Source organism: Bradyrhizobium sp. 23 (assembly GCF_023073295.1).
Lineage (GTDB): Bacteria > Pseudomonadota > Alphaproteobacteria > Rhizobiales > Xanthobacteraceae > Bradyrhizobium > Bradyrhizobium canariense_D.
Genome location: NZ_JADPJF010000158.1, coordinates 160,415 through 186,251, shown reverse-complemented (window position 1 = coordinate 186,251; position 25,837 = coordinate 160,415). Strand labels below are relative to the sequence as shown.

At 64.2% G+C, this 25,837-nt stretch carries 26 protein-coding genes and 1 pseudogene; 14 read left to right on the top strand and 13 right to left on the bottom strand.

The annotated features are described in order from the left end of the window. Together IVB32_RS41995 and IVB32_RS41990 are read left to right on the top strand one after the other, a co-directional pair. The coding region (locus IVB32_RS41995) for a PLP-dependent aminotransferase family protein (protein WP_247413191.1) at positions 1 to 1,385 on the top strand (1,385 nt) is incomplete at its 5' end. A gap of 67 nt (positions 1,386 to 1,452) precedes the next feature. Continuing rightward, positions 1,453 to 1,701 (top strand): DUF6719 family protein, encoded by a 249-nt coding sequence (locus tag IVB32_RS41990; protein WP_085352966.1) that lies wholly within the window; start codon positions 1,453 to 1,455, stop codon positions 1,699 to 1,701. Between the two features lie 3 nt (positions 1,702 to 1,704). Here IVB32_RS41990 and IVB32_RS41985 read toward each other — a convergent pair whose 3' ends face one another. Both IVB32_RS41985 and IVB32_RS41980 read right to left on the bottom strand, forming a co-directional pair. Beyond that, positions 1,705 to 2,067, bottom strand: a complete 363-nt coding sequence (locus IVB32_RS41985; RefSeq protein ID WP_247368332.1) for a hypothetical protein — start codon at positions 2,065 to 2,067, stop codon at positions 1,705 to 1,707. A gap of 35 nt (positions 2,068 to 2,102) precedes the next feature. Beyond that, the gene (locus IVB32_RS41980) at positions 2,103 to 2,267 is read right to left on the bottom strand and encodes a hypothetical protein (protein ID WP_018456302.1); all 165 of its coding nucleotides are present in this window, start codon (positions 2,265 to 2,267) and stop codon (positions 2,103 to 2,105) included. A gap of 417 nt (positions 2,268 to 2,684) precedes the next feature. Here IVB32_RS41980 and IVB32_RS41975 point away from each other — a divergent pair, with 417 nt between their 5' ends. Then, positions 2,685 to 2,894: a hypothetical protein gene (locus IVB32_RS41975; protein WP_204511014.1), complete on the top strand. Its 210-nt coding sequence runs from the start codon at positions 2,685 to 2,687 to the stop codon at positions 2,892 to 2,894. A gap of 55 nt (positions 2,895 to 2,949) precedes the next feature. Here IVB32_RS41975 and IVB32_RS41970 read toward each other — a convergent pair. Continuing rightward, positions 2,950 to 3,496, bottom strand: a pseudogene (locus tag IVB32_RS41970) (CreA family protein). Here IVB32_RS41970 and IVB32_RS41965 point away from each other — a divergent pair. The 5 genes from IVB32_RS41965 to IVB32_RS41945 all read left to right on the top strand — a co-directional run bounded on the left by IVB32_RS41965 (position 3,495) and on the right by IVB32_RS41945 (position 7,700). Next, positions 3,495 to 3,668, top strand: a complete 174-nt coding sequence (locus IVB32_RS41965) for a hypothetical protein (protein WP_247368334.1) — start codon at positions 3,495 to 3,497, stop codon at positions 3,666 to 3,668. The pseudogene IVB32_RS41970 and the gene IVB32_RS41965 overlap by 2 nt on opposite strands. A 35-nt stretch (positions 3,669 to 3,703) precedes the next feature. After that, a complete protein-coding gene (locus IVB32_RS41960) occupies positions 3,704 to 5,287 on the top strand; it encodes a L,D-transpeptidase family protein (protein ID WP_085384887.1) in 1,584 nt (527 codons plus the stop codon). Positions 5,288 to 5,379: 92 nt separating this feature from the next. Then, a complete protein-coding gene (locus IVB32_RS41955) occupies positions 5,380 to 5,949 on the top strand; it encodes a glutathione peroxidase (protein WP_247368335.1) in 570 nt (189 codons plus the stop codon). Positions 5,950 to 6,114: 165 nt separating this feature from the next. Further along, positions 6,115 to 7,140 carry a polysaccharide deacetylase family protein gene (locus IVB32_RS41950; protein WP_247413188.1) on the top strand — a complete coding sequence of 342 codons (1,026 nt, stop codon included), beginning with the start codon at positions 6,115 to 6,117 and terminating at the stop codon, positions 7,138 to 7,140. 8 nt (positions 7,141 to 7,148) lie between these two features. Beyond that, complete coding sequence (locus IVB32_RS41945) at positions 7,149 to 7,700, top strand: dihydrofolate reductase (RefSeq protein ID WP_247368339.1); 552 nt, start codon at positions 7,149 to 7,151, stop codon at positions 7,698 to 7,700. Positions 7,701 to 7,711: 11 nt separating this feature from the next. On the opposite strand, the gene IVB32_RS41940 is transcribed toward IVB32_RS41945, so the two are convergent. Both IVB32_RS41940 and IVB32_RS41935 read right to left on the bottom strand, forming a co-directional pair. After that, a complete protein-coding gene (locus IVB32_RS41940) occupies positions 7,712 to 8,164 on the bottom strand; it encodes a DoxX family membrane protein (protein WP_018456294.1) in 453 nt (150 codons plus the stop codon). A 291-nt stretch (positions 8,165 to 8,455) separates the two neighbouring features. Continuing rightward, on the bottom strand, positions 8,456 to 10,765 hold the full coding sequence (locus IVB32_RS41935) for an NADP-dependent malic enzyme (RefSeq protein ID WP_018456292.1): 2,310 nt from the start codon (positions 10,763 to 10,765) through the stop codon (positions 8,456 to 8,458). A gap of 275 nt (positions 10,766 to 11,040) precedes the next feature. Here IVB32_RS41935 and IVB32_RS41930 point away from each other — a divergent pair, with 275 nt between their 5' ends. Further along, a complete protein-coding gene (locus IVB32_RS41930) occupies positions 11,041 to 12,975 on the top strand; it encodes a hypothetical protein (protein ID WP_346658550.1) in 1,935 nt (644 codons plus the stop codon). 145 nt (positions 12,976 to 13,120) lie between these two features. Here the strand turns inward: IVB32_RS41930 and aspS are convergent, their stop codons facing one another. Continuing rightward, positions 13,121 to 14,893: an aspartate--tRNA ligase gene (gene aspS, locus IVB32_RS41925; protein WP_247368341.1), complete on the bottom strand. Its 1,773-nt coding sequence runs from the start codon at positions 14,891 to 14,893 to the stop codon at positions 13,121 to 13,123. Positions 14,894 to 15,087: 194 nt separating this feature from the next. Here aspS and IVB32_RS41920 point away from each other — a divergent pair, with 194 nt between their 5' ends. Then, positions 15,088 to 16,563, top strand: a complete 1,476-nt coding sequence (locus IVB32_RS41920; RefSeq protein WP_247368344.1) for a protein adenylyltransferase SelO — start codon at positions 15,088 to 15,090, stop codon at positions 16,561 to 16,563. 86 nt (positions 16,564 to 16,649) lie between these two features. On the opposite strand, the gene IVB32_RS41915 is transcribed toward IVB32_RS41920, so the two are convergent. After that, positions 16,650 to 17,639, bottom strand: a complete 990-nt coding sequence (locus IVB32_RS41915; RefSeq protein ID WP_247368347.1) for a zinc-dependent alcohol dehydrogenase family protein — start codon at positions 17,637 to 17,639, stop codon at positions 16,650 to 16,652. A 96-nt stretch (positions 17,640 to 17,735) separates the two neighbouring features. Between IVB32_RS41915 and IVB32_RS41910 the strand changes: the two genes are divergently transcribed. The 3 genes from IVB32_RS41910 to rnd all read left to right on the top strand — a co-directional run bounded on the left by IVB32_RS41910 (position 17,736) and on the right by rnd (position 20,160). Next, entirely contained in the window at positions 17,736 to 18,635 is a 900-nt protein-coding gene (locus IVB32_RS41910; RefSeq protein WP_247413185.1) for a LysR family transcriptional regulator, read from the top strand. Between the two features lie 127 nt (positions 18,636 to 18,762). Continuing rightward, positions 18,763 to 18,894: a hypothetical protein gene (locus IVB32_RS42900; protein WP_018456287.1), complete on the top strand. Its 132-nt coding sequence runs from the start codon at positions 18,763 to 18,765 to the stop codon at positions 18,892 to 18,894. A gap of 114 nt (positions 18,895 to 19,008) precedes the next feature. After that, complete coding sequence (gene rnd, locus IVB32_RS41905) at positions 19,009 to 20,160, top strand: ribonuclease D (protein ID WP_018456286.1); 1,152 nt, start codon at positions 19,009 to 19,011, stop codon at positions 20,158 to 20,160. 108 nt (positions 20,161 to 20,268) lie between these two features. On the opposite strand, the gene IVB32_RS41900 is transcribed toward rnd, so the two are convergent. The 5 genes from IVB32_RS41900 to IVB32_RS41880 form a co-directional block, all read right to left on the bottom strand. After that, a complete protein-coding gene (locus IVB32_RS41900; protein ID WP_247368353.1) occupies positions 20,269 to 21,651 on the bottom strand; it encodes an aspartate aminotransferase family protein in 1,383 nt (460 codons plus the stop codon). Positions 21,652 to 21,809: 158 nt separating this feature from the next. Continuing rightward, positions 21,810 to 21,980: a hypothetical protein gene (locus tag IVB32_RS41895; protein WP_007591915.1), complete on the bottom strand. Its 171-nt coding sequence runs from the start codon at positions 21,978 to 21,980 to the stop codon at positions 21,810 to 21,812. Between the two features lie 30 nt (positions 21,981 to 22,010). Then, positions 22,011 to 22,574 carry an isochorismatase family protein gene (locus tag IVB32_RS41890; protein ID WP_247360631.1) on the bottom strand — a complete coding sequence of 188 codons (564 nt, stop codon included), beginning with the start codon at positions 22,572 to 22,574 and terminating at the stop codon, positions 22,011 to 22,013. 25 nt (positions 22,575 to 22,599) lie between these two features. After that, the gene (locus IVB32_RS41885; protein WP_018456283.1) at positions 22,600 to 23,220 is read right to left on the bottom strand and encodes a GNAT family N-acetyltransferase; all 621 of its coding nucleotides are present in this window, start codon (positions 23,218 to 23,220) and stop codon (positions 22,600 to 22,602) included. Further along, positions 23,207 to 23,824 carry a hypothetical protein gene (locus IVB32_RS41880; protein ID WP_247368356.1) on the bottom strand — a complete coding sequence of 206 codons (618 nt, stop codon included), beginning with the start codon at positions 23,822 to 23,824 and terminating at the stop codon, positions 23,207 to 23,209. The genes IVB32_RS41885 and IVB32_RS41880 overlap by 14 nt, the downstream gene beginning before the upstream one ends. 71 nt (positions 23,825 to 23,895) lie before the next feature. On the opposite strand from IVB32_RS41880, the gene IVB32_RS41875 reads away from it, so the two are divergent. Then, positions 23,896 to 24,936, top strand: a complete 1,041-nt coding sequence (locus IVB32_RS41875) for a LysR family transcriptional regulator (RefSeq protein WP_247368359.1) — start codon at positions 23,896 to 23,898, stop codon at positions 24,934 to 24,936. A gap of 78 nt (positions 24,937 to 25,014) precedes the next feature. Here the strand turns inward: IVB32_RS41875 and IVB32_RS41870 are convergent. After that, on the bottom strand, positions 25,015 to 25,837 hold an 823-nt coding region (locus tag IVB32_RS41870), incomplete at its 5' end, for an autotransporter outer membrane beta-barrel domain-containing protein (protein ID WP_247413182.1).

Below are 25,837 nucleotides of genomic sequence, written 5' to 3'. Positions count from 1 at the left end.
CCTCGTCGGCGCACCGGCTGTATCAGGCACTGTGCGAGATGATCGTCGGCGGTCTGGTGAAACCCGGCGAGCCGCTGCCGCCGTCGCGCACGCTGGCCAAACAGACCGGCTTTCGGCGCAATGCCGTCGTCACCGCCTATGAGCGGCTGATTGCCGACGGCTTTGCCGACGCCACCGTCGGCTCCGGCACCTTCGTCGCCGCGCGCATCCCCGCGCGCGCGGCTGAGCCGAAGCGGCCGAAGATCAGCGTCGAAACGCCCGGGCAAGGCGCGTTTTCGCTCGGCTGCACCCATATCGACGCGCGCGCCGTGCAGCGTTTCCGCGCCTTTGTCGGCCGTCGCATGCGCGCCTTCGGCGCTGAGCATCTGCACTATGGCGATCCCCGTGGCAGCCGCGAGCTGCGTGCGGCGATCGCCGATCATCTGTTGTCGGCGCGGGGCCTGCGCTGCGATCCCGATCAGATCATGCTGACGTCGGGCACGCTGCACGCGCTGCGCATCGTGCTGAGCGCGATCCTGAAGCCCAACGACCAGGTCTGGTGCGAAGACCCCGGCTACCCCGCTGCGCGGAAAACCATCGCGCATTGCGGCTATCGTGCCGTCTCCGTTCCCGTCGACGCGCACGGCATGCGGGTCGCCAAAGGCCGCGCAGCGGCGCCGTCCGCGCGCGCAGCCTATGTGACGCCGTCGCACCAGTTTCCGCTGGGTGTGCAGATGTCGATGCCGCGGCGGCTCGAGCTGCTGGACTGGGCCAGGCAGGCCGGCGCCTTCGTGCTGGAAGACGATTACGACAGCGAATTCCGTTACGACGGCGCGCCGCTGATGTCGCTGGCCGGTATCGATCACCTCCAGCGCGTGATCTACATGGGCACGTTCGCGAAGACGTTGTTTCCGGGCCTGCGCATCGGCTATTGCGCCCTGCCCGAGCGCTTGATTGCGGATGTCGCCGCGACGCGGGCCGCGCTCGACCGCTTTCCCGGCACGCTGATGGAGGGCGCGGTGGCCGACATGCTCAATTCCGGCGCGTTCGCGGCGAACCTGAAGCGCGTGCGCAAGCTTTACCGCGAGGCGCGCGACGCGCTGGCCGGGAGGCTCGAAGCCGCATCCGATGGCGTGCTGTCGGTGCCGGTCCCATCACAGGGTCTGCATCTAGTCGCCCGGTTCGATCCCTCGGTCGATCTGTCTGTGGCGGCGAAAGCCAAGCAGGCCGCGAGCGCCGAAGGCTGGCTGTTGGCCGACACCTATTCACGCGCGCGCCCACAGCCCGGTTTCGTGCTGGGATTTTCCGGCCACGCGGTTTCGAAGCTCGTGGCCTCCGCCGAACGACTCGCGCGGGAATCGCGAGTGGCCTTGCGAGCGAGGCGCACGCCGGCCCGGCGGGCATGATGAACGTTCACTATGAGAATCGGCTGCCGCTCCCTACATTGCGACATCGATGCCGGGAGCTCACCCCATGCTGCTACGCCGCGCGACTTGCCTTTCGCTCCTGATCTTCATCGCACTCGCCGCGACGGCGCGCGCAGGCTCGGTCGGACGCGAGCAGGACATCGTCGATCTCAAGCTCGGCCAGCGCGTGCAAGTGGACGACGGAACCTGCCCCGCCGGACAGGTCAAGGAAGTGCGCGGCGCCAAAATGACCGACAAGGGCGTCGCACGGACGAGCATCTGCGTGTCGCGATTTGGTCCGAAATCAAAGCGCTGAGCGCTACTTCGCCGGGTCGAACATGCATTGCAGGGTCGGCTTGGCGATCTTGGTGAAGGTCGGGCCGATTTCGATCTGCTTTGCGGCCGGCACCCAATCGGTCTCGATCGTCGGCACTCCGGTCTCGCTGATGCCGCGCAGCAGGGCCTCGCGAAGATCGCGATCCTCGACGACGGCGGCAGCATGATCGTGCAGGCAGCCGCAGACCTCTTCCGGATGCTCCCATCGCCCGAGCATGCGCGGCGCGCATTGCCTCACGAACTCGGTACGGGGATCGGGTAATCTGGAGGGAGAGCGCACTTGCGCCTGAACGGCACTGATCGTCAGAAGGGATATGAACGCCGCGGCGCAGGAACGAGCAAGCATGATGGCCTTTATTGGCTGATTTTTCTTGTTGGCGATCAGAAGCGCGCGGCAACCACGATCGGCTGCGGTGCCGGGATCATGATCGGCGAGCCGCTGTACTGGAAAGTACCGATACCCGGGACATTGCCGTCCGGCGAGCCTGCGAACGAGGAGCCGGCGAGCACGAAACCGAAAGCAAGGATGAGGCTGAGCGTGCGCATGAAGTTCTCTCCGAATTCGGTGGCCGGCGTGCGCCGTCGTCGTTGTGAGGTTGATAACCATGGGCGGTTTCGCGCGTGATGCGCCAAAGCCGGAAAATGGTTTCGTCTCCGTGAGAATTGTTTCGTCCCGCTCGAGGCGACGACATATTCCATGGAAAATCTCAATCTTTTCAGATGGGTCGTGCGGTCACCCAATGTAGCCTGGCAGGTTCCGGCGAGCTCGGATGCGCCGCGGAACGCCGGCGCCGTCATGATCCCGCCTCACACCCTTCACATGCGTTTTACGTTTTTCTGCTGAAGAGAAGCCGAACGAAGGCTGGGTCCTGTCGAACCGGGGGCGCTTCGACTGCGACCCAAGCTATCGAGACCGAGGACGCCCGAGCATCGCCGAGCGCGTTCATGTGAGGAACAGCCATCATGACCGCGCAGAATCGCGCAACGACGCGCGATGCGGACCAACGAACGGACCGCCGGGAGCAACGACCTGTTCACAGCAGTGCCCATTCGCCTGGCGAAATGGCGCTACAATCGAGCCGGGGCTTTGAGGCCACGCCGCAGTCATTCGTGCGGCTGACCGGCTCGCATCTTGCAAAACCGCGCGCCATCCGCGCTGACATCATCGAGTGAACGCAAACCCCTCACTGAGTGCACGCGAGAGCGTCACTGAGTGAACGCAAGAGCGTCACTGAGTGAAGAACTCTCCGCACTTCTGGACGTTGGCGTCCGCCGGTCCCCACGGCATGACCGGCACGGTCGAGGTCGAGTTCTTCGGCGAACCCTCGATCAGCCTGTCCGAATAGACCATGTAGACCAGCACGTTGCGCTTCGCGTCACAGCCGCGCACGATCTGCATCTTCTTAGAACAGCGAGCGGCGCTGGCGGAACATGTCGTCGCCCTGCTCCATCTTGTTCTTGAACTTGATCGGGCCGACCTGACGGCAGGCGAGCGAAATGTCCGAGACTTCCTCGGCAAGGCCCAGCCAGCCCTTGAAGCCGCCCTTCTCCGGCACCGTAAAATGACAGGCCACGCCCTCGACTTCAGGATCGTCGAGGCCGTAGGTCGCAAGCTTGTCGTTCGGGCTCATCCATTTGAACACGGTCGAGCGGCGAAAGATCAGATCCGGCTCGTCGGCGGCGAAGGCGGACGCTGCCGGCACGGTCAACGCCATGAGGAATAAAGCGAGGCCTTTCAAGCGGATGCTGGAAAGACTGCGGAAACGAGATGACATGAACCTCTCCGGTAACAACTTCCAGCAATGTAGGGATGAGGCGACCGATCAGGAAGACGACCGGCAAGCCGACACGGCCGCCGTTTACCGCTCCGTGAGGCTTTTTTGCTACGCTTTGGACAATGTAGCTGATGGCAGAACCGCCATGCTGGTGAACGCGTATCCCCTCTGAGAGACTAACATCTGATTTGGATTATGGATTCGAGGATGAACAGCGTGAACGGGGCCGGTTTTTCTGCCAAGCCGACGCGGCTTTGGCAGGTCGCCATTTTGGCGGCGGCGGGTGCGATCGGCACGGCAAGCCAGGCGGACGCAGCGTTTTATTACTGGACGGACTATTCCGACGGGTCCTACGGGCGCCAGGAGCGCCATCTCGACGTCCCGCGCCAGAAACCGCAGAAGCGCGGTGCGGTCGGCAAAAAAGACCTTGTTGCCGAAAAAGAAGCCGGCACCAAACCGCAAGGTCCTCTCGTCATCGTCGTCTCGATCGACCGGCAGAAGGTCACGGTCTACGACAGCAAAGGCGTGTTCGCGGAATCCCCGGTTTCGACGGGCATGAAGGGCCATTCGACGCCGATGGGTGTGTTCAGCGTCATCCAGAAGCACAAATTCCACCACTCCAACATCTATAGCGGCGCGCCGATGCCGTACATGCAGCGGATCACCTGGTCGGGCGTTGCCATGCATGCCGGCGTGCTGCCGGGGTATCCAGCCTCGCACGGCTGCATCCGCATGCCGATGGCGTTCGCGGTGAAGATGTGGAACTGGACCAGGATGGGCGCGCGCGTGATCGTTTCGCCCGGTCAGATGTCGCCGCAGAAGTTCTCACATCCGCTGCTTGCCTCGCTGCGCGTGCCACCGCAACCCGCGGCCAGCCTCGAGCCGCAGACCAATGCCGGCGACAAGGCCGACAAGGGCACGGCCAATACCGCGGCCACTGAAGCAAAGCCGGTTGAAACGAAAACCGCCAGCGCCGACGGCGTGCCCGAGCTGCGCTCGTCGGTCGGCCACACCGTGATGTCGGACGTGACCACCGGATATGCCCCAGCCCGCGAGGAGGCCCCGGCATCGGCCGACAACACCGAGACAACGGCAAAGCCCGAGACCAAGCCCGCTGAGGCGGCGGACGCGGCCAAGCCAGAGGCCGGAGACGCCGCGCAGCCCGCGAACACTGAAGCGAAGCCTGTCGACGCCGCGGAGACGCCGAAGTCCGAACTCGCGAAGACATCCGATGCACCGGCCGCGGCGCCAGCGCAGGCGGCCACGACCGACGTCAAGAAGGACGAAACCCGCGTTGCCGATCCGGCGCCCGTGGCAAAACCTGAAGCGCCCAAGCGAGCGGGCCAGATCGCGGTCTTCATCAGCCGCAAGGATTCCAAGCTCTACGTGCGGCAGAACTTTGCGCCGCTGTTCGAGGTGCCTGTCACAATCGCCGCGAGTGATCGGCCGCTCGGCACGCATGTCTTTACCGCCGAAATCGACAAGGCCGATTCCAATGCGCTGCATTGGTCGGTGGTGTCCTTGCCAGTGTCGGTCCGTTCTGCCGCGCGCGAAGATGACGGCCGCGTGACAGGCCGCCAACGTGGCGCGGCGGTGATTCCCGTCGCCGTAAAGCCTGTGGTCCCGCCGGACAGTCCAGCCGAGGCCCTGGACCGCGTCTCGATCCCGGCCGACACGATCGCGAGGATCAACGAAATGCTGACATCGGGCGGCTCGATCATCGTCTCCGACCAGGGCATCAACCAGGGCGAGACTGGCGAAGGCACCGATTTCATCGTCCGCCTGTACTAACGCGCCTCATCGCGGCAGATAACGCCGTGTTGACGACGCCGCTCGCACCGACGGGGTAACATGCGCCCCGGATCATTTCGGGGGACGCCGTTATGATGAACCGCAGGACCATACTCATCGCCGCCTTTGCAGGCACGCTGGCGCCGGCGACGCGTGCACTGGCGGATGGCGGCATGAGCCGAATTTCCGCCTACGCCTTCTCTTTCCCGGCATTGTCAGGCGACGACATCCGCCTTGCGGCCTTCACTGGCAGGCCGCTGCTGGTGGTGAACACCGCTTCGCTCTGCGGTTACACGCCGCAATATGCCGGCCTGCAAGACATCTGGAGCGAGTTTCGCGAACGCGGCCTCACCGTCATTGGCGTGCCCTCCAACGATTTCGGCGGACAGGAGCCCGGCGGCACCAGTGAGATCTCGGAAACCGCCCACCACCAATACGGCGTTACCTTCCCCATCGCGGCCAAGGCCATCGTGGTCGGTGCAAAGGCGCATCCATTCTACAAATGGGCGGCAGAGGCGCGCCCGCGAGAAGTTCCGCGCTGGAACTTCCACAAATATCTGATCGGCCGGGAGGGCTATATCGCCGATGTCTTTGCATCCGCGGTCGAACCGACAGACACGCGGATCAAGACGGCGATCGCCAAGGCGCTGGCCGACACTTGACGCCACGCGTCCCCAACCCGGTTGGGCACAATTGGGCTGGCGCGCCAAACAGCCGTTGCAATGGCGAGGGCCCACCATCTAGGCTAGGATTGTTATGGGCAGGATGGTTTTGCCGAAGGCGAAAAGCCGCGGCGGAACAACGGGATCAATCTCGAGGACAACACCATGCGTGTGGCGGCAGGACTGATATTGGCAAGCGCGATGTCTCTGGCGATGACGGGCGCGGCATGGTCGCAGACCCCGGCTGCAAAGCCCGCCGCCGCGACGCAGGCCGCACCGGCGGCAACACCGGCTGCGGCTGCGCCCGCTGCAGCTCCCGCACCCGCTCCTGCAGCAGCCGCCGCGCCGGCGGGCTTCGTCAATCCTCCGCCGCCTAAGCAGGCGCCGCAGCCCGCCCGCGCAGCCTGCAACACGCCGGGCGCGCTTGGGGTCGCCCGCACCGTCGAGATCGACACCACGGGCGGTCCTGGCTTCGGCTTCGAGCATTTCAAGGAGCTCGATTTCCTGCGCGACCACGAGGTAGTGCTGACCTTCGACGACGGCCCCTGGCCCAAGAACACGCCCGCGGTGCTGAAGGCGCTCGCCGACGAGTGCACCACCGGCATCTTCTTCTCGATCGGCAAGCACGCGACCTACGAGCCGGAGATCCTGAAGCAGGTCTACGCGGCCGGCCATACCGTGGGCACCCACACCTGGTCGCACGCCAACCTCAACAACAAGAAGCTCACGGAAGGGCAGCGCAAGGAAGAGATCGAGAAGGGTCTTTCCGCGGTGAAATGGGCGCTCGGCGGCATTTCGCCCTCGCCTTTCTTCCGCTTCCCGGCGCTCCAGCATCCGCCGGAGATGGTCACCTATCTCGGCAACCGCAACACGGCGATTTTCTCCTGCGACATCGACTCCTTCGACTTCAAGGCCTCGAAGCCCGAGAAGGTGGTCGAGACCGTCATGAAGAAGCTCGACAGCAAGGGCAAGGGCATCATCCTGATGCACGACTTCCAGAAGCACACTGCGGAAGCCCTGCCCGAATTGCTCAAGCGCCTGAAGGCTGGCGGTTACAAGGTGGTGGCGATGCGCGCCAAGTTCCCGGCCTCGACGCTGCCGGAATACGACCAGGAGCTGCTCAAGGACGTCAAGCTGCCGACGGTGAGCAACCGGCCAGTCAACAGCGTCGTGACGACGGTCTCCGAATAGCCGCGCCATTGTCCTTTCGCATCGAAGGCTACGTCATCGTCTCCGCGGACGGCATGCTCGCCGACGCGGAGCATGTCATGCCCGACAGCCTGAAGTTCGAAGGGGACAAGCTGTTCTTCGAGCAGGCGCTCGATCGCGCCGCGCTGATCGTGCACGGCCGTCACTCGCATGAGCAGCAGCCGAATTCACCCAAGCGCAAGCGCCTGATCCTGACCCGCAAGATCCAGACTCTGACCGTCGATCCCGAGATGCCGAACGCGACCTTGTGGAATCCGGCTCACGCCAGCTTTGAGGACGCCTGTGCGTTCGCCAATGTCGCTTCCGGCACCATCGCAATCATCGGCGGCCCCGTCGTGTTCGACATGTTCATGGATCGCTACGATACGTTCTGGCTGTCGGAAGCCCCGCACCTTCGGCTGCCCGGCGGCGAGGGCTGTTTTGTCGAAGTACCGGGGCGCACGCCTCAGGAGGTGCTGGCCTCACACGGGATGAAGCCGGGCGCGCCGTATCTGCTCGACGCCGCGCATGACGTGACGGTGACGCCATGGCGCAGGACGTAGTGGCTTAACCTTTATACGTCCCCGTAGGCCGCCTCGGCCGGACGCGTGGCGCGCCCGTAGCCCATGATCATGAACAGGGCGCCGATGATCGACAGGTTCTTGAGCGCGTCGACCAGCATCTTGCCGTTGTCAGGCGGCACCTGGTTCCAGAAGTCGTAGAACAGGAAGGTCGCGACCGCGACATAGATAATCATCAGCATCGCGAAGAAGCGCGCGCCGAAATTCAGCGCGATCATCACGCCTGCGATGATCTCGAGCACGCCGACTGCGATCGCCAGCAGTTGCGGCGTGGTCATGGCCGTCGCCGTCTCGATCTGCTTGGCGTAAGGCGCGATCATGTCGGGCATCACGACCTTGGCGGCGATGAAATCAACGGTCGCCTGCATGGCAAACAGTCTTGCCGCACCCGTGTAGATGAACAGCACGGCGAACAGGATCCGCCCGAAAGTCACGAACGCTGGCATGATCGGCCTCTTTGCTCAGGCTTTTGAATTCTCGCGAAAGCACTTCGCGATTATGAAGATACATTCGCCGGTTTACAAACGGGGAAATGGCTAACTGCGAGCAATTCAAAGTTGGTGGCCCGGCACTGCACCTTCTTACCTTGTGGGAGAAGGTGCAGTGCCGGATGAGGGGTCTCGCTCTGCAAATTCAACCGTGAGAAATGTGCGCGCGGAAGCAACCCCTCACCCGTCTCGCCGCTCCGCGGCGAGCCACCCTCTCTCACAAGGGGAGAGGGGAAGGCCACGCACGGCCTACGTAAACAACGTCGGCTGCTGCCGCGACGCGCGCTCCTGCGCTTCCACCACAGCCACTGCGGTCATGTTGAGGATGCCGCGCGCCGTTACCGACGGGGTGAGGATGTGAGCCGGGCGCGCCGGGCCGATCAGGATCGGCCCGACGGGGAGCGCGTCCGCCAGCGACTTGATCATCTGATAGGCGACGTTGGCGGTGTCGAGGCTTGGCATGATCATGATGTTGGCTTCGCCCTCGAGCTTGGAGTGCGGCAGCACCATCTTGCGCGCGGCGGCCGAGAGCGCGGTGTCGCCTTGCATCTCGCCGTCGGCCTCGAGTTCCGGATGCTTCTCCTTCAGGAGCTGGGTTGCCCGGCGCATCTTGCGCGAGGATTCCGTGTCGTAGCTGCCGAAATCCGAATGCGAGACGAAGGCGATCTTCGGCTTGATGTTGAAGCGTTGGACGTGGACCGCCGCGAGCGAGGCGATCTCGGCGAGCTCTTCGGCGCTCGGATTGGGCCGCACCTGGGTGTCGGCGATGAAGAAGGCGCCCTTGCTCGTGATCAGCAGCGCCAGCGCCGCATAGTCGCTGATTCCCGGGGTGAACCCGACGATCTCGCGAACATGGCGCAGATGGCTCATGTAGCGGCCCTCGACGCCGCAGAGCATGGCGTCCGCCTCTCCGCGCACCACCGCGAGCGCCGCGATGACGGTGTTATTGGTGCGCACCACCGTGCGCGCCGCATCCGGCGTCACGCCGCGGCGGCCGGCGACCTCGCCATAGGACTGCACGTAGGAGCGGTAGCGCGGATCGTCCTCGGGATTGACCAGGTCGAAGTCCCTGCCGGCCTTGATAGACAGGCCGAAGCGCTCGATGCGGGCCTCGACCACCGACGGACGTCCCACCAGGATCGGCATCGCCAGCTTCTCTTCCAGCACCACCTGGGTGGCGCGCAGCACGCGCTCATCCTCGCCTTCGGCGTAGATCACGCGCACCGGTTGGGTCTTGGCCTTGGCGAACATCGGCTTCATGACGAGGCCGGAGCGGAAGGCGAAGCGCTCGAGCAACGCGGTGTACTCGTCGAAATTGGTGATGGGCCGGGTCGCAACGCCCGATTCCATCGCGGCCTTCGCCACCGCCGGCGCGATGCGCAGGATCAATCTCGGATCAAAGGGACTCGGGATCAGCGAGCCCGGGCCAAACCCTTGCGTCTCGCCGGTATCGAAGCCTTGCGCGACCGCATCGGACGGCGCCTCGCGCGCGAGCTGCGCGATGGCCTCGACGGCGGCGTGCTTCATCTCCTCGTTGATCGCGGTGGCGCCGACATCGAGCGCGCCACGGAAGATGAAGGGAAAGCACAGGACGTTGTTGACCTGGTTCGGATAGTCGGAGCGGCCAGTGCAGATCATGGCGTCGGGACGGGCTTTGCGCGCCTCCTCCGGCATGATCTCCGGCGTCGGATTCGCGAGCGCCATGATGAGCGGCTTGTCGCCCATCGCCTTGGCCATCTCGGGCTTGAGCACGCCCGGTGCGGAGAGGCCGATAAAGATGTCGGCGCCGCCGATGACGTCGGCGAGCGTGCGCTTGTCGGTCTTCTGCGCATAGACCGCCTTCCAGCGGTCCATCGTGGTGTTGCGGCCTTCGTGAACAAGGCCGTCGATGTCGCAGACCCAGATGTTCTTGCGCTGCGCCCCCATCGACACCAGCAGGTTCAGTGTCGCAAGCGCTGCGGCCCCTGCCCCCGATGCGACGATCTTCACGTCCGACAGGTTCTTGCCGTTCAGGCGCAGACCGTTGGTGATCGCGGCGGCGACGATGATCGCGGTGCCGTGCTGGTCGTCGTGAAAGACCGGGATCTTCATGCGCTCCTTGAGCTGCGCCTCGATCTCGAAGCATTCCGGTCCGCGGATGTCCTCGAGATTGATGCCGCCGAAGGTCGGCTCGAGCGCGGCCACGGTCTCGACCACGCGTTCGATGGTGTCGGCCGCGATCTCGATGTCGAACACGTCAATGCCGGCGAATTTCTTGAACAGGACCGCCTTGCCCTCCATCACCGGCTTCGAGGCCAGCGGGCCGATATTGCCGAGGCCGAGCACGGCGGTGCCGTTCGAAACCACGGCAACCAGATTGGAGCGTATCGTCAGCGTCGCCGCTTCCGCGGGGTTCTTGGCGATCTCCATGCAGGCGGCGGCGACGCCGGGGGAATAGGCCAGCGCGAGGTCGCGCTGGTTGGCGAGCGGCTTGCTCGCCTGGATCTCGAGCTTTCCGGGGCGCGGCAGCCGATGATAGGCCAGCGCCGCCTGGTGGAGATCATCAGAATAGGACGACATGCGGTGTCTTGCCTCGCGTTACCGGCCTCAAACTACGTTGTCCTGACCGGCCCGCCTTCGGGTGGTATTTCCGGGTCATGGAAACGGGATGAAGCACGTCGGGCGGCCCGGTGGCAACATCCGATTGCGGCCCCATCAACAGGGCGCGCGGTCAAATATCTGATAGCGCTCGCTTTCCCTGGACCGCGCGTTGCTTTGCGAATATGGCAGGTTGCGTGCTGCAACGCGAGCAACTGGAGCTGGGAATGAAGTGAATCCTGATCGGCTTCATCGTCGTGGCCGTGGTGGGCGCGGGCGGATGGTTGGGCTTCAGCTTCTACGCAAAACATCGCGTCACCGCCGAGGTGGAGACCGCGTTCGAGCAAATCCGCAAGCAAGGCGGCAAGGCTAGCTACGGCAAGATCGCCTTCGATCTGCCCACGCGCACCCTCACGATCGAGGACATCGCGGTTACGCCGGGCAAGGCACCGCAGGCGCAGATCAGGATCGCCGCCATCAAGGGCACGGGCGTTCGCCAGATCGACGAAACAAGGATCTCGGCCGACGCCGTCGACATCACCGGGCTCGAGGTTACGCTGGACCAGATCGGCGCTGCCAAGCTGAAGGTCGCGTACAAGATCCCGCACCTGGTCATGCGCGACTATGCCGGTCCTGTTCAGGCGGGTCAGGTGCCGGCGGACAGCTCGCTGGTCGATATGTACCGCTACGTGCTCGGCCAATATGCGAGTGTCGCTGCATCGTCGCTCACAGCTCCGACCCTCACGATCAGCTTCGATTCCCGCGCCGCCGGCAGCGGCGAGGTCACCTATTCCGAACTGGCGATCCAGAACCTAAAGCACGGCAAGATCGACGGGATGAAGTCGGACCGCGCCGTGATCTCGGTCGACGTGAAGCAACCCGGCAAGACGGACAAGCTGACGGGTGAATCGTCGAACATCATCGTCAACGATTTCGACGCGACCGCGATCATCGCCGCGCTCGATCCGCAGACGGCCAGCGACGACAGCTATCGCCGGGTCTATCGGCAGGTCTCGACGGGCCCCTATGCGCTCAAATCGGCACAGGGGATGCGAGTGGATGTCGACGGGTTCACCATGGAAGACATCGCCGTCCAGCCGTCGAAATTCCGGCTGGCCGAGATATTTGCCGCGCTGCCACGGGATCAATCGGCCCCGCCGACTCCGGCGCAGGCACGCGAGCTGCTGGAGAAGCTCGCCGGAGTTTATGAGGGTCTTCGCATCGGTAAGGCCGAAATCGGCAAGATGTCGGTCGGCACGCCGCAAGGAACGGCCACGGTTGGTGCCATCCGATTTCGCGACGGCGAGTTCGCGGTCGAAGGCGTCGACGCGCCGTCTCCGCAGGGACAGTTCAAGATGGAGCGCTTTGCGCTGAAGTCCTTCAGCACGGCGAGTTTGATGCGCTGGGCAGCAAGCCTCACCACTGCCGGGCGGGCGCCCTCGCCGGATCAGATGCTCGGGCTGTTCGGCGTGCTCGCAGGCGCGGAGATCAAGGGCGTGACGGCGCCGTTCAAGACCACCAATAAGCTGGTCATGATCGACACACTGAGCCTGGACTGGGGGCAGCTGGTCGGCTCGATCCCGAGCAAGGCGCATGTGGTTGCCAAATTTGTCACGCCAGCCGATCCATCCGGTCCAAAACAGCTTCCATTGATTGCCAGCGGGATCGACAAGCTCGCTATCGACCTCGATCTCGGCGCTGCCTGGACCGAACAGTCCAACAGCTTCGCTCTGACGCCCGCGACCCTCGACATCGGAGGCATCGCAAGAGCGCAACTGCGTATGGCGCTCGGCAACGTACCACGCGAGGTGTTTTCGGCCGATCCGGCCCAGCTCATGGGCCAGGCGGCCCGGATCGAGGCGGGCACGCTCGAATTCTCATTGCGCGACAGCGGCGTCATCGATCTCGTCGCGGCGCAGTTCGCGCGCATGCAGAATGTCAGCCGTGATACCGCACGCCAGGCGCTCGTCGAGAGCATCAAGGCTAAACGCGAGCAAGTTGCTTCCGCCAATCCGGATGCGAACGCGGCCGTGGACGCGATCTCCCGCTTCGTCGAGACGCCGGGCCAGACGCTTTCCATCAAGCTGTCCCCGCGCGCCAAGGCACCGCTGATGCAATTGATGCAGCTCTTGCAAACCGACCCACAGAGCGCGCTTGCGCAGTTCAGGATCGAGGCGTCGACGGGGCTGTAGGGAACGACGCTGCGCGCGGGGATGGCAGTTGGACCGGCGAAAATCCCTCCCCGTCATTGCGAGCGAAGCGAAGCAATCCAGAGTCACTCCGCGGAAAGATTCTGGATTGCTTCGCTTCGCTCGCAATGACGCTGTGGAGACAGCCTCACTTCTGCGGCAGGCTCACCTTCACGTGCAGCTCGCGGAGCTGCTTGGGGCTGGGCTCCGACGGTGCGCCCATCAGGAGGTCCATGGCCTGCTGGTTCATCGGGAACAGCGAGACCTCGCGCAGATTGTTGGTGCCGCACAAGAGCATGACGATGCGGTCGACACCGGCGGCCATGCCGCCATGCGGCGGGGCGCCGTACTGGAAGGCGCGGTACATGCCGCCGAAGCGATCGACGACTTCCTGCTCGCCATAGCCCGCGATCTCGAACGCCTTCACCATCGCTTCCGGCACGTGGTTGCGGATGCCACCCGAGGCGATCTCGTAGCCGTTGCAGGTGATGTCGTACTGGAACGCCTTGATGGTCAGCGGGTCCTGGCCCTTCAAGGTATCGAGACCGCCCTGCGGCATCGAGAACGGGTTGTGCGAGAAGTCGACCTTCTTGTCCTCGTCGTTGTACTCGTACATCGGGAAGTCGACGATCCAGGCCAGCTCGAACCGCTCCTTGTCGGTGAGGTTCAACTCCTCGCCGACCTTGTTGCGGGCCAACCCTGAAAATTTCCAGAACTTGTCGGGATCGCCGGCGACGAAGAAGGCGGCGTCGCCTTCCTTCACGCCGATCTGCGCGCGGATCGCGGCGGTGCGCTCAGCACCGATGTTGTTGGCAAGCGGACCGGCACCTTCGCCGCCCTCGCGCCACATGATGTAGCCGAGGCCGGGCTGACCTTCGCCCTGCGCCCAGGAGTTCATGCGGTCGCAGAAGGCGCGCGAGCCGCCACCCGGCGCCGGGATCGCCCAGACCTGGTTCTTGGGGTCCTCCAACATGCGCGCGAACACCTTGAAGCCGGAGCCGCGGAAGTGTTCGGAGACGTCCTGCATCTCGATCGGGTTGCGCAGGTCCGGCTTGTCGCTGCCGTATTTGCGCAAGGCTTCCGCGAACGGAATCCGGCGCCAGCCCTTGGTCACCGGCTTGCCCTTGGCAAACTCCTCGAACACACCCGTGATGACAGGCTCCATCGCGGCGAAGACATCGTCCTGCGTGACAAAGCTCATCTCGACGTCGAGCTGGTAGAACTCGCCCGGCAGACGATCCGCGCGTGGATCCTCGTCGCGGAAGCAGGGCGCGATCTGGAAGTAGCGATCGAAGCCCGACATCATCAAGAGCTGCTTGTACTGCTGCGGCGCCTGCGGCAGGGCATAGAACTTGCCGGGATGAATGCGCGACGGCACCAGGAAGTCGCGCGCGCCCTCCGGCGAGGACGCGGTCAGGATCGGCGTGTTGAACTCGAAGAAGCCCTGCCCCTCCATGCGCCGACGCATCGACTTGATGATTTCGACGCGCGTCATGATGTTCTGGTGCAGCTTCTCGCGACGCAGATCGAGGAAGCGGTACTTCAGGCGGATGTCTTCAGGATATTCCTGGTCGCCGAACACCGGCAGCGGCAGGTCGCCGGCCGGGCCCAGCACCTCGATCTCGCTGACATAGATCTCGATCTTGCCAGTCGGCAGATCGTCATTGTCGGTGCCTTCGGGGCGGCGACGGGCCTTACCGTCCGTCCGCACCACGAATTCCGAACGCAGCTTTTCGGCCTGCGAGAACGCCGGCGAGTCCGGATCGACTACGCACTGGGTCAGGCCGTAATGGTCGCGCAGGTCGATGAACAGCACGCCGCCATGGTCGCGAACGCGATGGACCCAGCCTGAAAGGCGGACCGTCTCCCCGATGTTGCTCTCGCGGAGCGCGCCGCATGTATGTGACCGGTAGCGATGCATGGTCGTCCCAAATTCAATGTCGGAGGATCGAATCGAACCGCCGAAACGGCAGGTTCAAAGTTGCGGCAGGGTTTACCTCGGCAGGACGGGGGCGGCAACCAAGGGAACGGCCCGTTTTCGGCTGGAAGTGGCCATTTTTGCCCAATCTCGGCTCAAGCCTTTGCCATCAGGCGTTCCACGCCTATCTTGAGGCCATGACAGTCCATTTCCCGTTCCAGAACTCCTATTCGGCGCTGCCGGACAGCTTTTTCGCCCGGGTCGCACCGACGCCGGTGGCAGCGCCCCGGCTGATCAAGCTGAACCGGCCGCTGGCGGTCCAGCTCGGGCTGGATCCTGATGTGCTGGAAACCCCTGAGGGCGCCGAAATCCTGGCCGGCAAGACGGTTCCCGCCGGCGCCGATCCGATCGCCATGGCCTATGCCGGCCACCAGTTCGGGCAATTCGTTCCGCAGCTGGGCGACGGACGGGCGGTCCTGCTCGGCGAGGTCATCGACAAGGACGGCATCCGCCGCGACATCCAGCTCAAGGGCTCCGGTCCCACCCCATTCTCCCGCCGCGGCGACGGCCGTGCCGCGCTCGGGCCGGTGCTGCGCGAATACATCGTCAGCGAGGCGATGTTCGCATTGGGCATCCCCACCACGCGCTCACTCGCTACCGTCGTCACCGGCGAGCACGTCATCCGCGAGACCGCGCTGCCCGGCGCGGTGCTGACCCGCGTCGCCTCGAGCCATATCCGCGTCGGCACCTTCCAGTTCTTCGCCGTCCGCCGCGACACCGATGCCATTCGCCGGCTCGCCGACCACGTCATCGCCAGGCACTATCCGGAGCTGCTCGGCGCCGAGCGGCCCTATCACGCGCTGCTCGGTGGCGTCGTCGCACGCCAGGCCGATCTGGTCGCACGCTGGCTGCTGGTCGGCTTCATCCACGGCGTGATGAACACCGACAACTCATCGATATCAGGCGAGACCATCGATTACGGTCCGTGCGCCTTCATGGACGCCTACAATCCGTCGCAAGTGTTTTCCTCGATCGACGAGATGGGCCGTTACGCCTATGCCAACCAGCCGCGCATCGCGCTGTGGAATCTGACCCGGCTTGCCGAATGCCTGCTGCCGCTGTTTTCCGAGGATCAGGAAAAGGCGGTCGCCGAGGCCCAGGACATTCTTGGCGCCTTCTCCGACACGTTCAGCGACGCCTATCAGGCGGGCCTGCGCAAGAAAATCGGCCTGTTCACGGAGCGCGACGGCGACGACGCGCTGATCCAGGACCTGCTGGACGCCATGGCCAAGAACCAGGCCGACTTCACCCTCACCTTCCGCAAACTCGGCGACGCCGCTGGCGATCCGGCTGCTGACGATGCACGCGCGCAATTCATGGACCCCGCGGCGTTCGACGAGTGGGCCAGGCGCTGGCACGAGCGCACGGCGCTGGAGCCGCAAACCGCAGCCGAACGGCAAGCCGCCATGCACGCCGTCAACCCGATGTTCATCCCGCGCAACCACCGCGTCGAGGCCGTGATCCAGGCCGCGGTCAACGATGACGACTACACGCCGTTTGAGGAATTCGTGAAGGTGCTGGCTAAACCGTTCGAGGGCCAGCCGGACTATGCAGCCTACGCCGATCCGCCGCTGCCGGAGCAGCGGGTGCTGCAGACGTTCTGCGGGACGTGAGGCAAGCTCGGTGCGCACGTGGACGAGCCGAAGGCATAATCCAGATGCGGGGGTGCCGAAATCGTTTGTTCAAGACGATCATTCGCTCAGATCGTTACCACGATCTTGCCGAACTGCTCGTTTGACTCCAGAAAGCGATGCGCTTCGCCGATCTCCTCAAACTGAAACGTTTTGGCGATGATCGGTTGCAATGCGCCGTCCCGCAGCCCGTCGAGGATGAAGGTCTTCGCCTTAGCAAGCCGCGCGGGGTCGCGGATGATCTCGTGCACGAGATAGCCGCGCAGCGTCAGGCTCTTGGTCAGTACGTTGACCAGCGGAAACGGCGTTGGCTCTGGGCTCAGGCCGCCATATTCGATGAGAACGCCACCCGGCGACATCGCGGCGGTGAGCGGCCCAAATATGGGACCGCCGACCGCGTCGAACACCACGCGAACGCCGTTTGAGCCGACAATGTCCTGCAGCCGTGACCGGATGTCCTCTTCCACGGAGGCGATAACGTCGGCGGCGCCAGCATCGCGCAGGGCCTGCAGCTTGATCGAGGTTCGCGTCACTGCAATCGGGATCGCACCGATCCGGTTCGCGATCTGAATCGCTGCAAGCCCGACGCTACTCGACGCCGCGGTGATGACTACGGACTCCCCTCGCTCCAGCCCAGCAATATCGACCAGAGCGCCGAACGCCGTCAGATATTGCATCCATACCGCGGCCGCGGCGTCGAAGCCGAGCTCGGGCGGGTGCTTCACGACGAACTCCGCCGGAAACGTGACGAGCTCGCCATAAGCCGGCCATCGCACCATCGACACGGGCGGCACGATGCTGACGACCTCGCCCGGCGAGAAGCCGCTCACGCCTTCGCCGATCGCCTCGACGATGCCGGCGGCCTCGAGACCGAGGCCGGACGGAAAGGTCGCGGTCTCGATATAGGTCCCCTTCCGCAAGAGCGCTTCCGCGCGATTGAGCCCGAGGGCCTTGACCCTGATCTGCACCTCGCGCCTCCCTGGCGGCGCGACGTCGACGGTCTCGATGCGCAGCACCTCGGGGCCACCATGTCTGTGGAAGCGAACGACGCGCGCCATGAACACACTCCAAAAATAATTGAATTCAATGGAGCTATGCCAACCGGGCGGCGCCGGATAAAGCGTGCAGAGAGGTGAACAGTCCAAACCAGGAGTTTGCAATCATGGACCAGCATGGCCGTCTTCGTCAAGGCGGTGGATGTGGGCTCGTTCGCCGCTGCCGCCGATGCGCTCGAAATGTCGGGGCCAATGGTCGGCAAGCACGTTCGTTTCCTCGAGGAGCGCCTGGGCGTCCGCCTCCTCAACCGCACCACACGGCGCCAGAGCCTGACCGAGACTGGCCAAGCCTACTACGAGCGCTGCCGCACTGTGCTCGCTGAAGCCGTGGCCGCCGACGCCGTCGCTTCCGATGAATTGTCCGAGCCGCGTGGCCGGCTCCGCGTGACCATGCCCGCCCTGCTGGGCCGGCACTGCATCGCCCCCTTGCTGATGAAGCTCGCGCGACGATATCCCCATCTGGAGCTCGATCTCTCGTTCGGCGACCCGATCGCTGACATCATCGAGGGCCGCTATGATCTTGCGATCCGGACCGGCGATCTACACGATCAATCCGGCCTGATGACGCGGCGCATCGCAAGCCAGCGCATGGTGGTGTGCGGCACGCGCTCGTACTTGCGCGCCAACGGCAAGCCGAAATCGCTCGACGATCTTGCCCAGCATCAGGCGATCATCTATCGCCGCTCCGGACGCGTCCGGCCGTGGCTGTTTCCCCGCGAGGGCCAGCCTCCGAGCGAAATCGTGCCGGCGGGAAGGCTCAGGCTCGACGATCTCGACGCGATCGCGGACGCCGCGTCACAGGGGATGGGACTGGCCTGGCTGCCATACTGGCTAGTCCGCGAACGCCTGCGCGCCGGTAGACTCGTCACTCTGTTGAGCGGTCAGCCGGGATTTCTCTACGACTGTCACGCGCTCTGGCCACGCTCGTCCCGGATGCCGCCGAAAGTTCGCGCCGCCGTGGACGCCTTGGCGGCCGCCCTGCCGAAGCTCATGACCTGACGCCGGATGCCGTGACGCCTGCACGGCATGCCGCGGCCGTTAACCCCCCGTCCACCATCCGGCCCGACCCGCCGCCGGTAACCACGAGAATTAACAGACCCTCAATTCGCCCCCGACAAGTTTAGCAATGTTGCTGGGGGATTTTGCCGTGGATCTGTTGGTTTTCGAGTTCCTGGGGCTGGCGCTGGTCGCCATGTGCGTGGTCGTGGTGGCACTGCCCTGCGCGCGCAAACCCTCCCGGCGGGTCCGCTACGAATAGGATTTCGTCGGAAAATGCGATTCCGGTCCAAATGCAAGGCTCGAATTCGCTTCGAGCCCCTTGACATCACAGCGCTTTCGGCAGAACGGCTGATGGACTTGTCATGGGCCGTTCATGGATTTGATTACCACCACCGCTGACCTTGCGGCTGCCTGCAGCCGGCTGGCCAAGCACCCCGTCATTACCGTCGATACCGAGTTCCTGCGCGAGACCACCTATTACCCGCTGCTGTGCGTGGTGCAGATGGCCAGCGCCGAGGAAGCGATCGTTATCGACACCCTGGCCGAGGGCATCGACCTCAAGCCGTTCTTCGAGCTGATGGGCAACGAGGGCGTGTTGAAGGTGTTCCACGCCGCCCGGCAGGACATCGAGATCATCTGGCATCAGGCCGGCATCATCCCGCACCCGGTGTTCGATACCCAGGTCGCGGCCATGGTGCTCGGCTACGGCGACAGCATCGCCTACGACGCGCTGGTCGAGAAGGTCACCGGACACCGCCCGGACAAGACCCACCGCTTCACCGACTGGTCGCGCCGGCCGCTGACCAAGGAGCAGATGCACTACGCCGTGTCCGACGTCACGCATCTGCGCGACGTGTTCGCAGCGCTCGATGCCGACCTTAAAAAGCGCCGGCGCAGCGAATGGGTCTCGATCGAGATGGAAGTCCTGACCTCGCCCAAGACCTACGACTTCCATCCCGAGCGCGCCTGGGAACGGCTCAAGACGCGGGTGCGCAAGCCCAAGGACCTTGCGGTCCTAATGGAGGTCGCCGCCTGGCGCGAGCAGGAGGCGCAGAGCCGCGACGTGCCGCGAGGCCGCGTGCTGCGCGACGAGGCCGTCAGCGACATCGCGACCCATGCGCCGAACACGATCGAGAAGCTCGCAAACCTGCGCTCCGTGCCGAAGGGTTTTGAGAAATCCAAATGGGGCGCCGACATCGTCGCCGCTGTCGAGCGCGGGCTGGCGCGCGATCACGCCACGCTGCCGAAGCTGGAAAAGCCGCGCAACAATAACAATGGCGCCGCGATCGTCGAACTGTTGAAGGTGTTGCTGCGCATGACCGCGGAGCGCCATGCGGTCGCCAGCAAGGTGATTGCGACCGTCGACGATCTCGAGGAGATTGCGGCCGACGACGAGGCCGACGTGCCGGCGCTACGCGGCTGGCGCCGCGAGCTGTTCGGCGAGGCCGCCCTGAAACTGAAGCGCGGCGAGCTGGCGCTGGCGGTCGAGAAAGGCCGCGTGATCGGGGTTCAGCGAGCGGAATAGCCCCGATGCCCCCCGATGTCGTCCTGGCCTAGTGCGCAATTGCGCACTAGGCCAGGACGACATCGGGGGTGTGATAGAGCGCTACGCTCACGCGTGAAGCGCCGTCCCCTACGCCGGCGTCAGCTTCGCCACTTCGGGCTTCATGTCGTCCAGCACACCTGAAATCGCCGCGACCAGCTCGTCGATCTGGGCCTTGGTGACGATCAGCGGCGGGCAGATGGCGATGGCATCGAGCATGTTGCGCGAGATCACGCCGCGCTCCTGCAGCATGCGGCTGGCCATGCCGCCGACGGCGCCCGGCGTTGCCGCTGCGGTCTTGCGCGCCTTGTCCAGCACCAGTTCGATCGCAGCGATCATGCCGACACCGCGGACCTCGCCCACCAGTGGATGGCTGGTGAGTTCACGCAGCTTGCCTTGCATGTAGCCACCGAGCTCGGCGGCGTGCGCAACCAGGCCCCGCTCCTCGATGATCTTCAAATTCTCGAGCGCAATCGCCGAGCCCACCGGATGGCCGCCCGCGGTGAAGCCGTGGCCGAGCACGCCGATCTTGTTGCTCTCGTCGGCGATCGGTTCGAACATGCGATCGTTCATCATGATGGCCGACAGCGGGAAATAGCTCGAGGTGATCTGCTTGGAGACCACGATGGCGTCGGGCTTGATGCCGTAGGTTTCGCAGCCGAACATCTTGCCGGTGCGGCCGAAGCCGCAGATGACCTCGTCGGCGACGAACAGGATGTCGTGCTTGTTCAGCACCTTCTGAATCTTGTCCCAATAGGTCGCCGGCGGCACGATGACGCCGCCCGCGCCCATCACCGGCTCGCCGAAGAACGCAGCGATCGTGTCCGGGCCTTCCTTCTGGATCAGCGCATCGAGTTCCTCGGCCCGCCGCGTCGCGAACGCTTCCTCGCTCTCCCCGGGCGCGCCATCCTTGTAGAAATGCGGCGAGCCCGTGTGCAGGATGTTCGGGAGCGGCAAGTCGAAAGAGCGGTGGTTGTTCGGCAGCCCGGTGAGGCTGGCGGACGCGATGGTGACGCCGTGATAGGCGCGCATCCGGCTGATCACCTTCTTCCGCTGTGGCTGGCCGAGCGCATTGGAACGATAGGCAATCAACTTCAGAACAGTGTCGTTGGCCTCCGAGCCGGAATTGGTGAAGAACACCTTGCTCATCGTAACAGGCGCGAGCGCGACCAGCTTCTCGGCGAGATCGATCGAGGGCCCGTGCGATTTGGCGGAGAACGTGTGATAGAACGGCAGCGCCAGCATCTGCTTGTGCGCGGCGTCGACCAGCCGCTTCTCGTTGAAGCCGAGTCCGACGCTCCACAGGCCTGCCATCGCCTCGAAATAGCGCTTGCCCGACGCATCGAACACGTAAGGCCCCTCGCCGCGTTCGATCACCAGGGGACCGGCCTGCTGATGGGCGCGCGCGTTGGTGTAGGGATGGAGCTGGTAGGCCACATCCCGGGCCTCTTGCGAATTGGGCAACATGGACATTTGCGGGCATCCTTGAAAGCGTCACGTCGCCGGCGCGGCCAGCGTCATCACTCGATGATCCAGCTCCTTGGCTATTGCCACCGCGCAAAACTTGCAACGTCAATTCGTCGGCAGCAAGCGCTCACCAGCGTTGCACAAAGTCGCACATCGGGCAGCTGTCACGCCGCGCCGTCGTCATTCCCATCGCCATCGGCCGCAGCGGCCTCCCGCACCTCCACCAGCGCCATCGAGAGCAGATACACCGTCGTGGGCAGACCAAGACGGCGCGCCGCCTCGGCGGCACGCGACAGGTCGCTTGCCAGCTCCTCGAGCTGATCTCCCCGTGACAATGTCCCGCTCCATCCGTCGATCGCGGCCGCCTACACCGCAACGGCGCCGCTGGTTCTGATCAGTTCGGCGCTGGACTGGATTGTAGCAAAATTCCCGATCACATTCACTACCGCATGCTTGTAGGCGGCAGCATCGCCAGTCCCCGGCTGCCGGCAGGCCACCGCGTCGGCCACCACCTGGAAGCGATGACTGCGGTGAAACCCGTCAATAGCGGTGGCCAGGACGGTTTCGTCCAGGGAAAAGCCCGCGAGCACGCAACGGACATTGCGGATATTGGACATGTAGTCCACAAACCGCGCCGAACTGTAGGCCGACGGCAGCGGGTGCTCGAAGGTCATTTCTCCCGGCCGCGGCTTCGCCTCCGCGATCCAATCGGTCAGCTTGGATGCCGGATTGAACCAGGCCGCCTGCGCGATGCGCTTCAGATGCATCACCGGCCAGAGATTGTCGCGCCAGAACGTCAGCAGTTCCACGCAGCGCGCCGTTGCGGCATCGCCGTCGAGGATGACGTGGCGACGTCCGGGGGTCAGATATTCGACCTGGAGATCCGCGCAGACCAGGATCGGCGGATCGTCTGTGATGGAAACCAGCATGGTTTTGCGCGCAGCTGCACCAGTCTCAACGACCAGCGAGCGCGACGTCCCGCAGCGGCGACGTCACGGCCCGTCCTGCCGAGGCGTCGAGCACGCCCGGCCGGTCCCAATCGCCCTCGGGGCGGATGATCACGTAAGGATCGCTGTCCAGCGTAATGGCATCCGGGCCCGGTTCGATCTCCAGCAGCATTTCTGTGTAGGAGAAGTCGGAAAATGTGATCTTGCGATTGTGACCAAGCGGCTTGGCGCCGAAATGGGCCCAGAAATCGACCAGCCGGTCCTGCGCCTGGCCGTAGATCTTGCGAAAGCCCTTGCGCTTCACATAGTCGACGCTCGCTTGTACCAGCTTGAACGAGACCCGCGACCGCCGGTATTGGTGCCGCACCGCAAGCCGTTCCACCTTGGCGAAATCGCCGAAGAACCGCACCCGCAGACAGCCCGCAGGCTCGTTGCCGACATAGCCGATGAAATGCGCGGCGACCATGTCGTTGCCGTCGAACTCTTCATCGAACGGGCAATCCTGCTCGGCGAGATAGACGGCTGAGCGGATCGAGGTGACCAGCATGAGATCGGTGAGATCGCGCGCGAGGCGAATGGTGATGGCGCGGGAATCGGGCTTGGCGAGAGGAATCCTAGTACCGTGCATCTGCAAAACTCCTTGCTTGGATGATCGCGCCCGGCATGCGCATCGGCTGCCGATGCCAGGGCCGCTCGTAGCACCAGAGGTCGGGTTGGAAGCTTGGAACAGGCTCGAAGCCTGTCGCTTTCATGATGTCGCGGCCGGCCACGGTTGACGGCTGCGCATAGCAATCCGCGTTGCGAAACCTTAGCTGTCTAAGATGAGCCGCGGCCTTGCCGAGACCGGCGACGCCGCGCCCCGTCGCCGCGATCGCCCAGATGTAGATAGCGGAAACGTCTTCCTTCGCGGACGCGAGATAGCGCGTCTCCGGCGCGGTGAGGCAGATCTCGTCGAGCAGCAACGCATCATGCCCGCGATCGTTGAGAAACAGGAAGGCCATGCCGCCGACAAGGTTGCCCTTCCGGCTGAAAGTCAGGATGCTCTCGGGATCGAAGGCGAAATATTTTGCAAGCTCAGTCGCCCCGATCCGAACGCCCGGCACCAGCCGGTGCGCCAACTGCGAAAGCGCGGCGATTTCGGAAAATTTGGCGCGACGGACGTCGACATCCGGACTAAGCGGCAGCGCGTCGAAATCATGCCTTGCGGCAAACGAGCCCCTTTCCATACTCATGTCGCCCCTCTATCGTTCGCGGCTTTCGTGCCCCGCTATGGCGATGAGCTTAGCGGCTGGGGATCAGGCGTATGCAGCAGTTATTGCACCGGGGTGCTGCGGTGATGCAGCACCGTGAAGAAACCCTGGACATGTCCTGGGACGATTTGAAACTGTTTTTAGCTTGCGCAAAATATAAAAGCTTCCGCAACGCCGCCGAGGAACTCGGGCTCACCTCCACCACCCTGATGCGCAGGATCGACCGGCTCGAAGAGAGCATCGACTGCAAGCTGTTCCTGCGCGACCAGAGCGGGCTCACGCTCAGCGACGAAGGCAGCGCGATGATCGCCGACGTCGCGCACATGGAGCGTCATGCCTTCAATGTGTTCCGGCGTGCTTCGCGATCGTCGAACGATATGTCAGGCACCGTGCGCGTCGCGGTGACGGAAGGCCCCGGCAATTTCTGGATTCTGCCGCGACTGATCGATTTCCAGAAAACCTATCGCAAGATCACCGTCGACCTGCGCTGCGCGATGGAACAGGCCGACGTCGCGCGGCTCGAATCCGATATCGCGATCCAGCTCGAGCCGCCGACCAATCCCGATCTGATCATCGCCAAGCTCGGCCGCCTGCACATCTATCCCTTCGTCTCCAAGGAGTACGAAAACCTCTACGGCGTGCCCGCGACCCTGGCCGAGCTGAAGAACCACCGCATCATCAAGCAGAGCGCCCCGCAGGTCGACGACGGCGCCTACGCCCGCGTGCTCGGACTGAAGTCGCTCGAGGGCATCGTCGGGATCAAGACCAACTCCTCGGTCGGCGTGCTCTATGCGGTGGAGCGCGGCGCCGGCATCGGATTCCTGCCGACGGTTTCGATCGCGCTCGGCGCCCCGCTGGTTGCCGTCGATCTCGGCGTCAGCCACCACGCCGATCTCTGGCTCACCTATCATAAAGAGTTCCGCGCCTCCGAGCGCCACAAGATCGTGGTCGATTGGCTGAAGAAAATCTTCGATCCCAAGATCCATCCCTGTTTCCGCGACGAGTTCATCCACCCGAACGCGCTGGCGCCGATGATGACGGCCGCGCGCGCGGCCTTTGGATTGACGGGTTATGTCGCGGCAATGCCGACTTAAAGCTCGAGCATGATGCTTTCGTAAAACCGCTTCGCAGTTTTCCGGATCCTCCTCTGGCCGACGCGGGCAGGCTTCGCTTCACCACCGATATTCGAAGCCGACCGTGCCCTGGTGCGACGTCAGCTCGTTGCGGAACTTGCCGTCGTAGTTGACGTAGAGCCGCGCCGTGTTGGTCAGGCTGAGCGAGGCCGAGGCGCCTGCATCCGTACCGTAGCGGCTCTCGCCGATGCCGGGCACGACGATGCTCTGGGTCCCGAGGCTGACCTGCACCGATCCCAGGTTCTGATAGAAATTGTCGATGAACTTGCCGTAGGCGGACAGGTCCAGGATCTTCTGGTCGAAGATGAAGTAGCGCCCGATCTCGGCTCCGATCATGACGCGCGCGCGCGAGAGCGCCGTCGAGCCGACATTGAGTGGATCGAGGCCGCCAACCTCCTGGAACGCGACGCTGGTGGCGCGGACATATTCCAGTGCGCCCTTGGGCACGATGCGCATGTGGTCCTTGGTCCAGTAATAGCTGATCTCGGTCAGCGCGCCGTCGATTGCGGCGCGATAACCCGCGGTCGCAAGTCCCAGGCCAGTATCCCGGCTGGAGCGGACCTTGCCGAAGCCGTGCACCACCGCGAAGGCCCAGGTCCAGGGGCCCTTGTCGACCGAGCCGCTGAAGCCGAGTTGCGTCAGATCCAGCGTGGCGGACTGAAGTGCGAGCGGCACGTCGATATCGGTGTGGCTCTGGTCGACGGAGAAGCCGAGATTGACACCCGGCGCGAGCCGCGCGCCAAAGCCTGCGACACCGCCAAACGTCTTGCGCTTGTCGCCGACAAAGTCTCCTTGCGCATCCGTCCGGACCGAGATGCCATAACCCTCGAACCAGGTGCGGTAGCGCGGGTCTTCCGTGCTC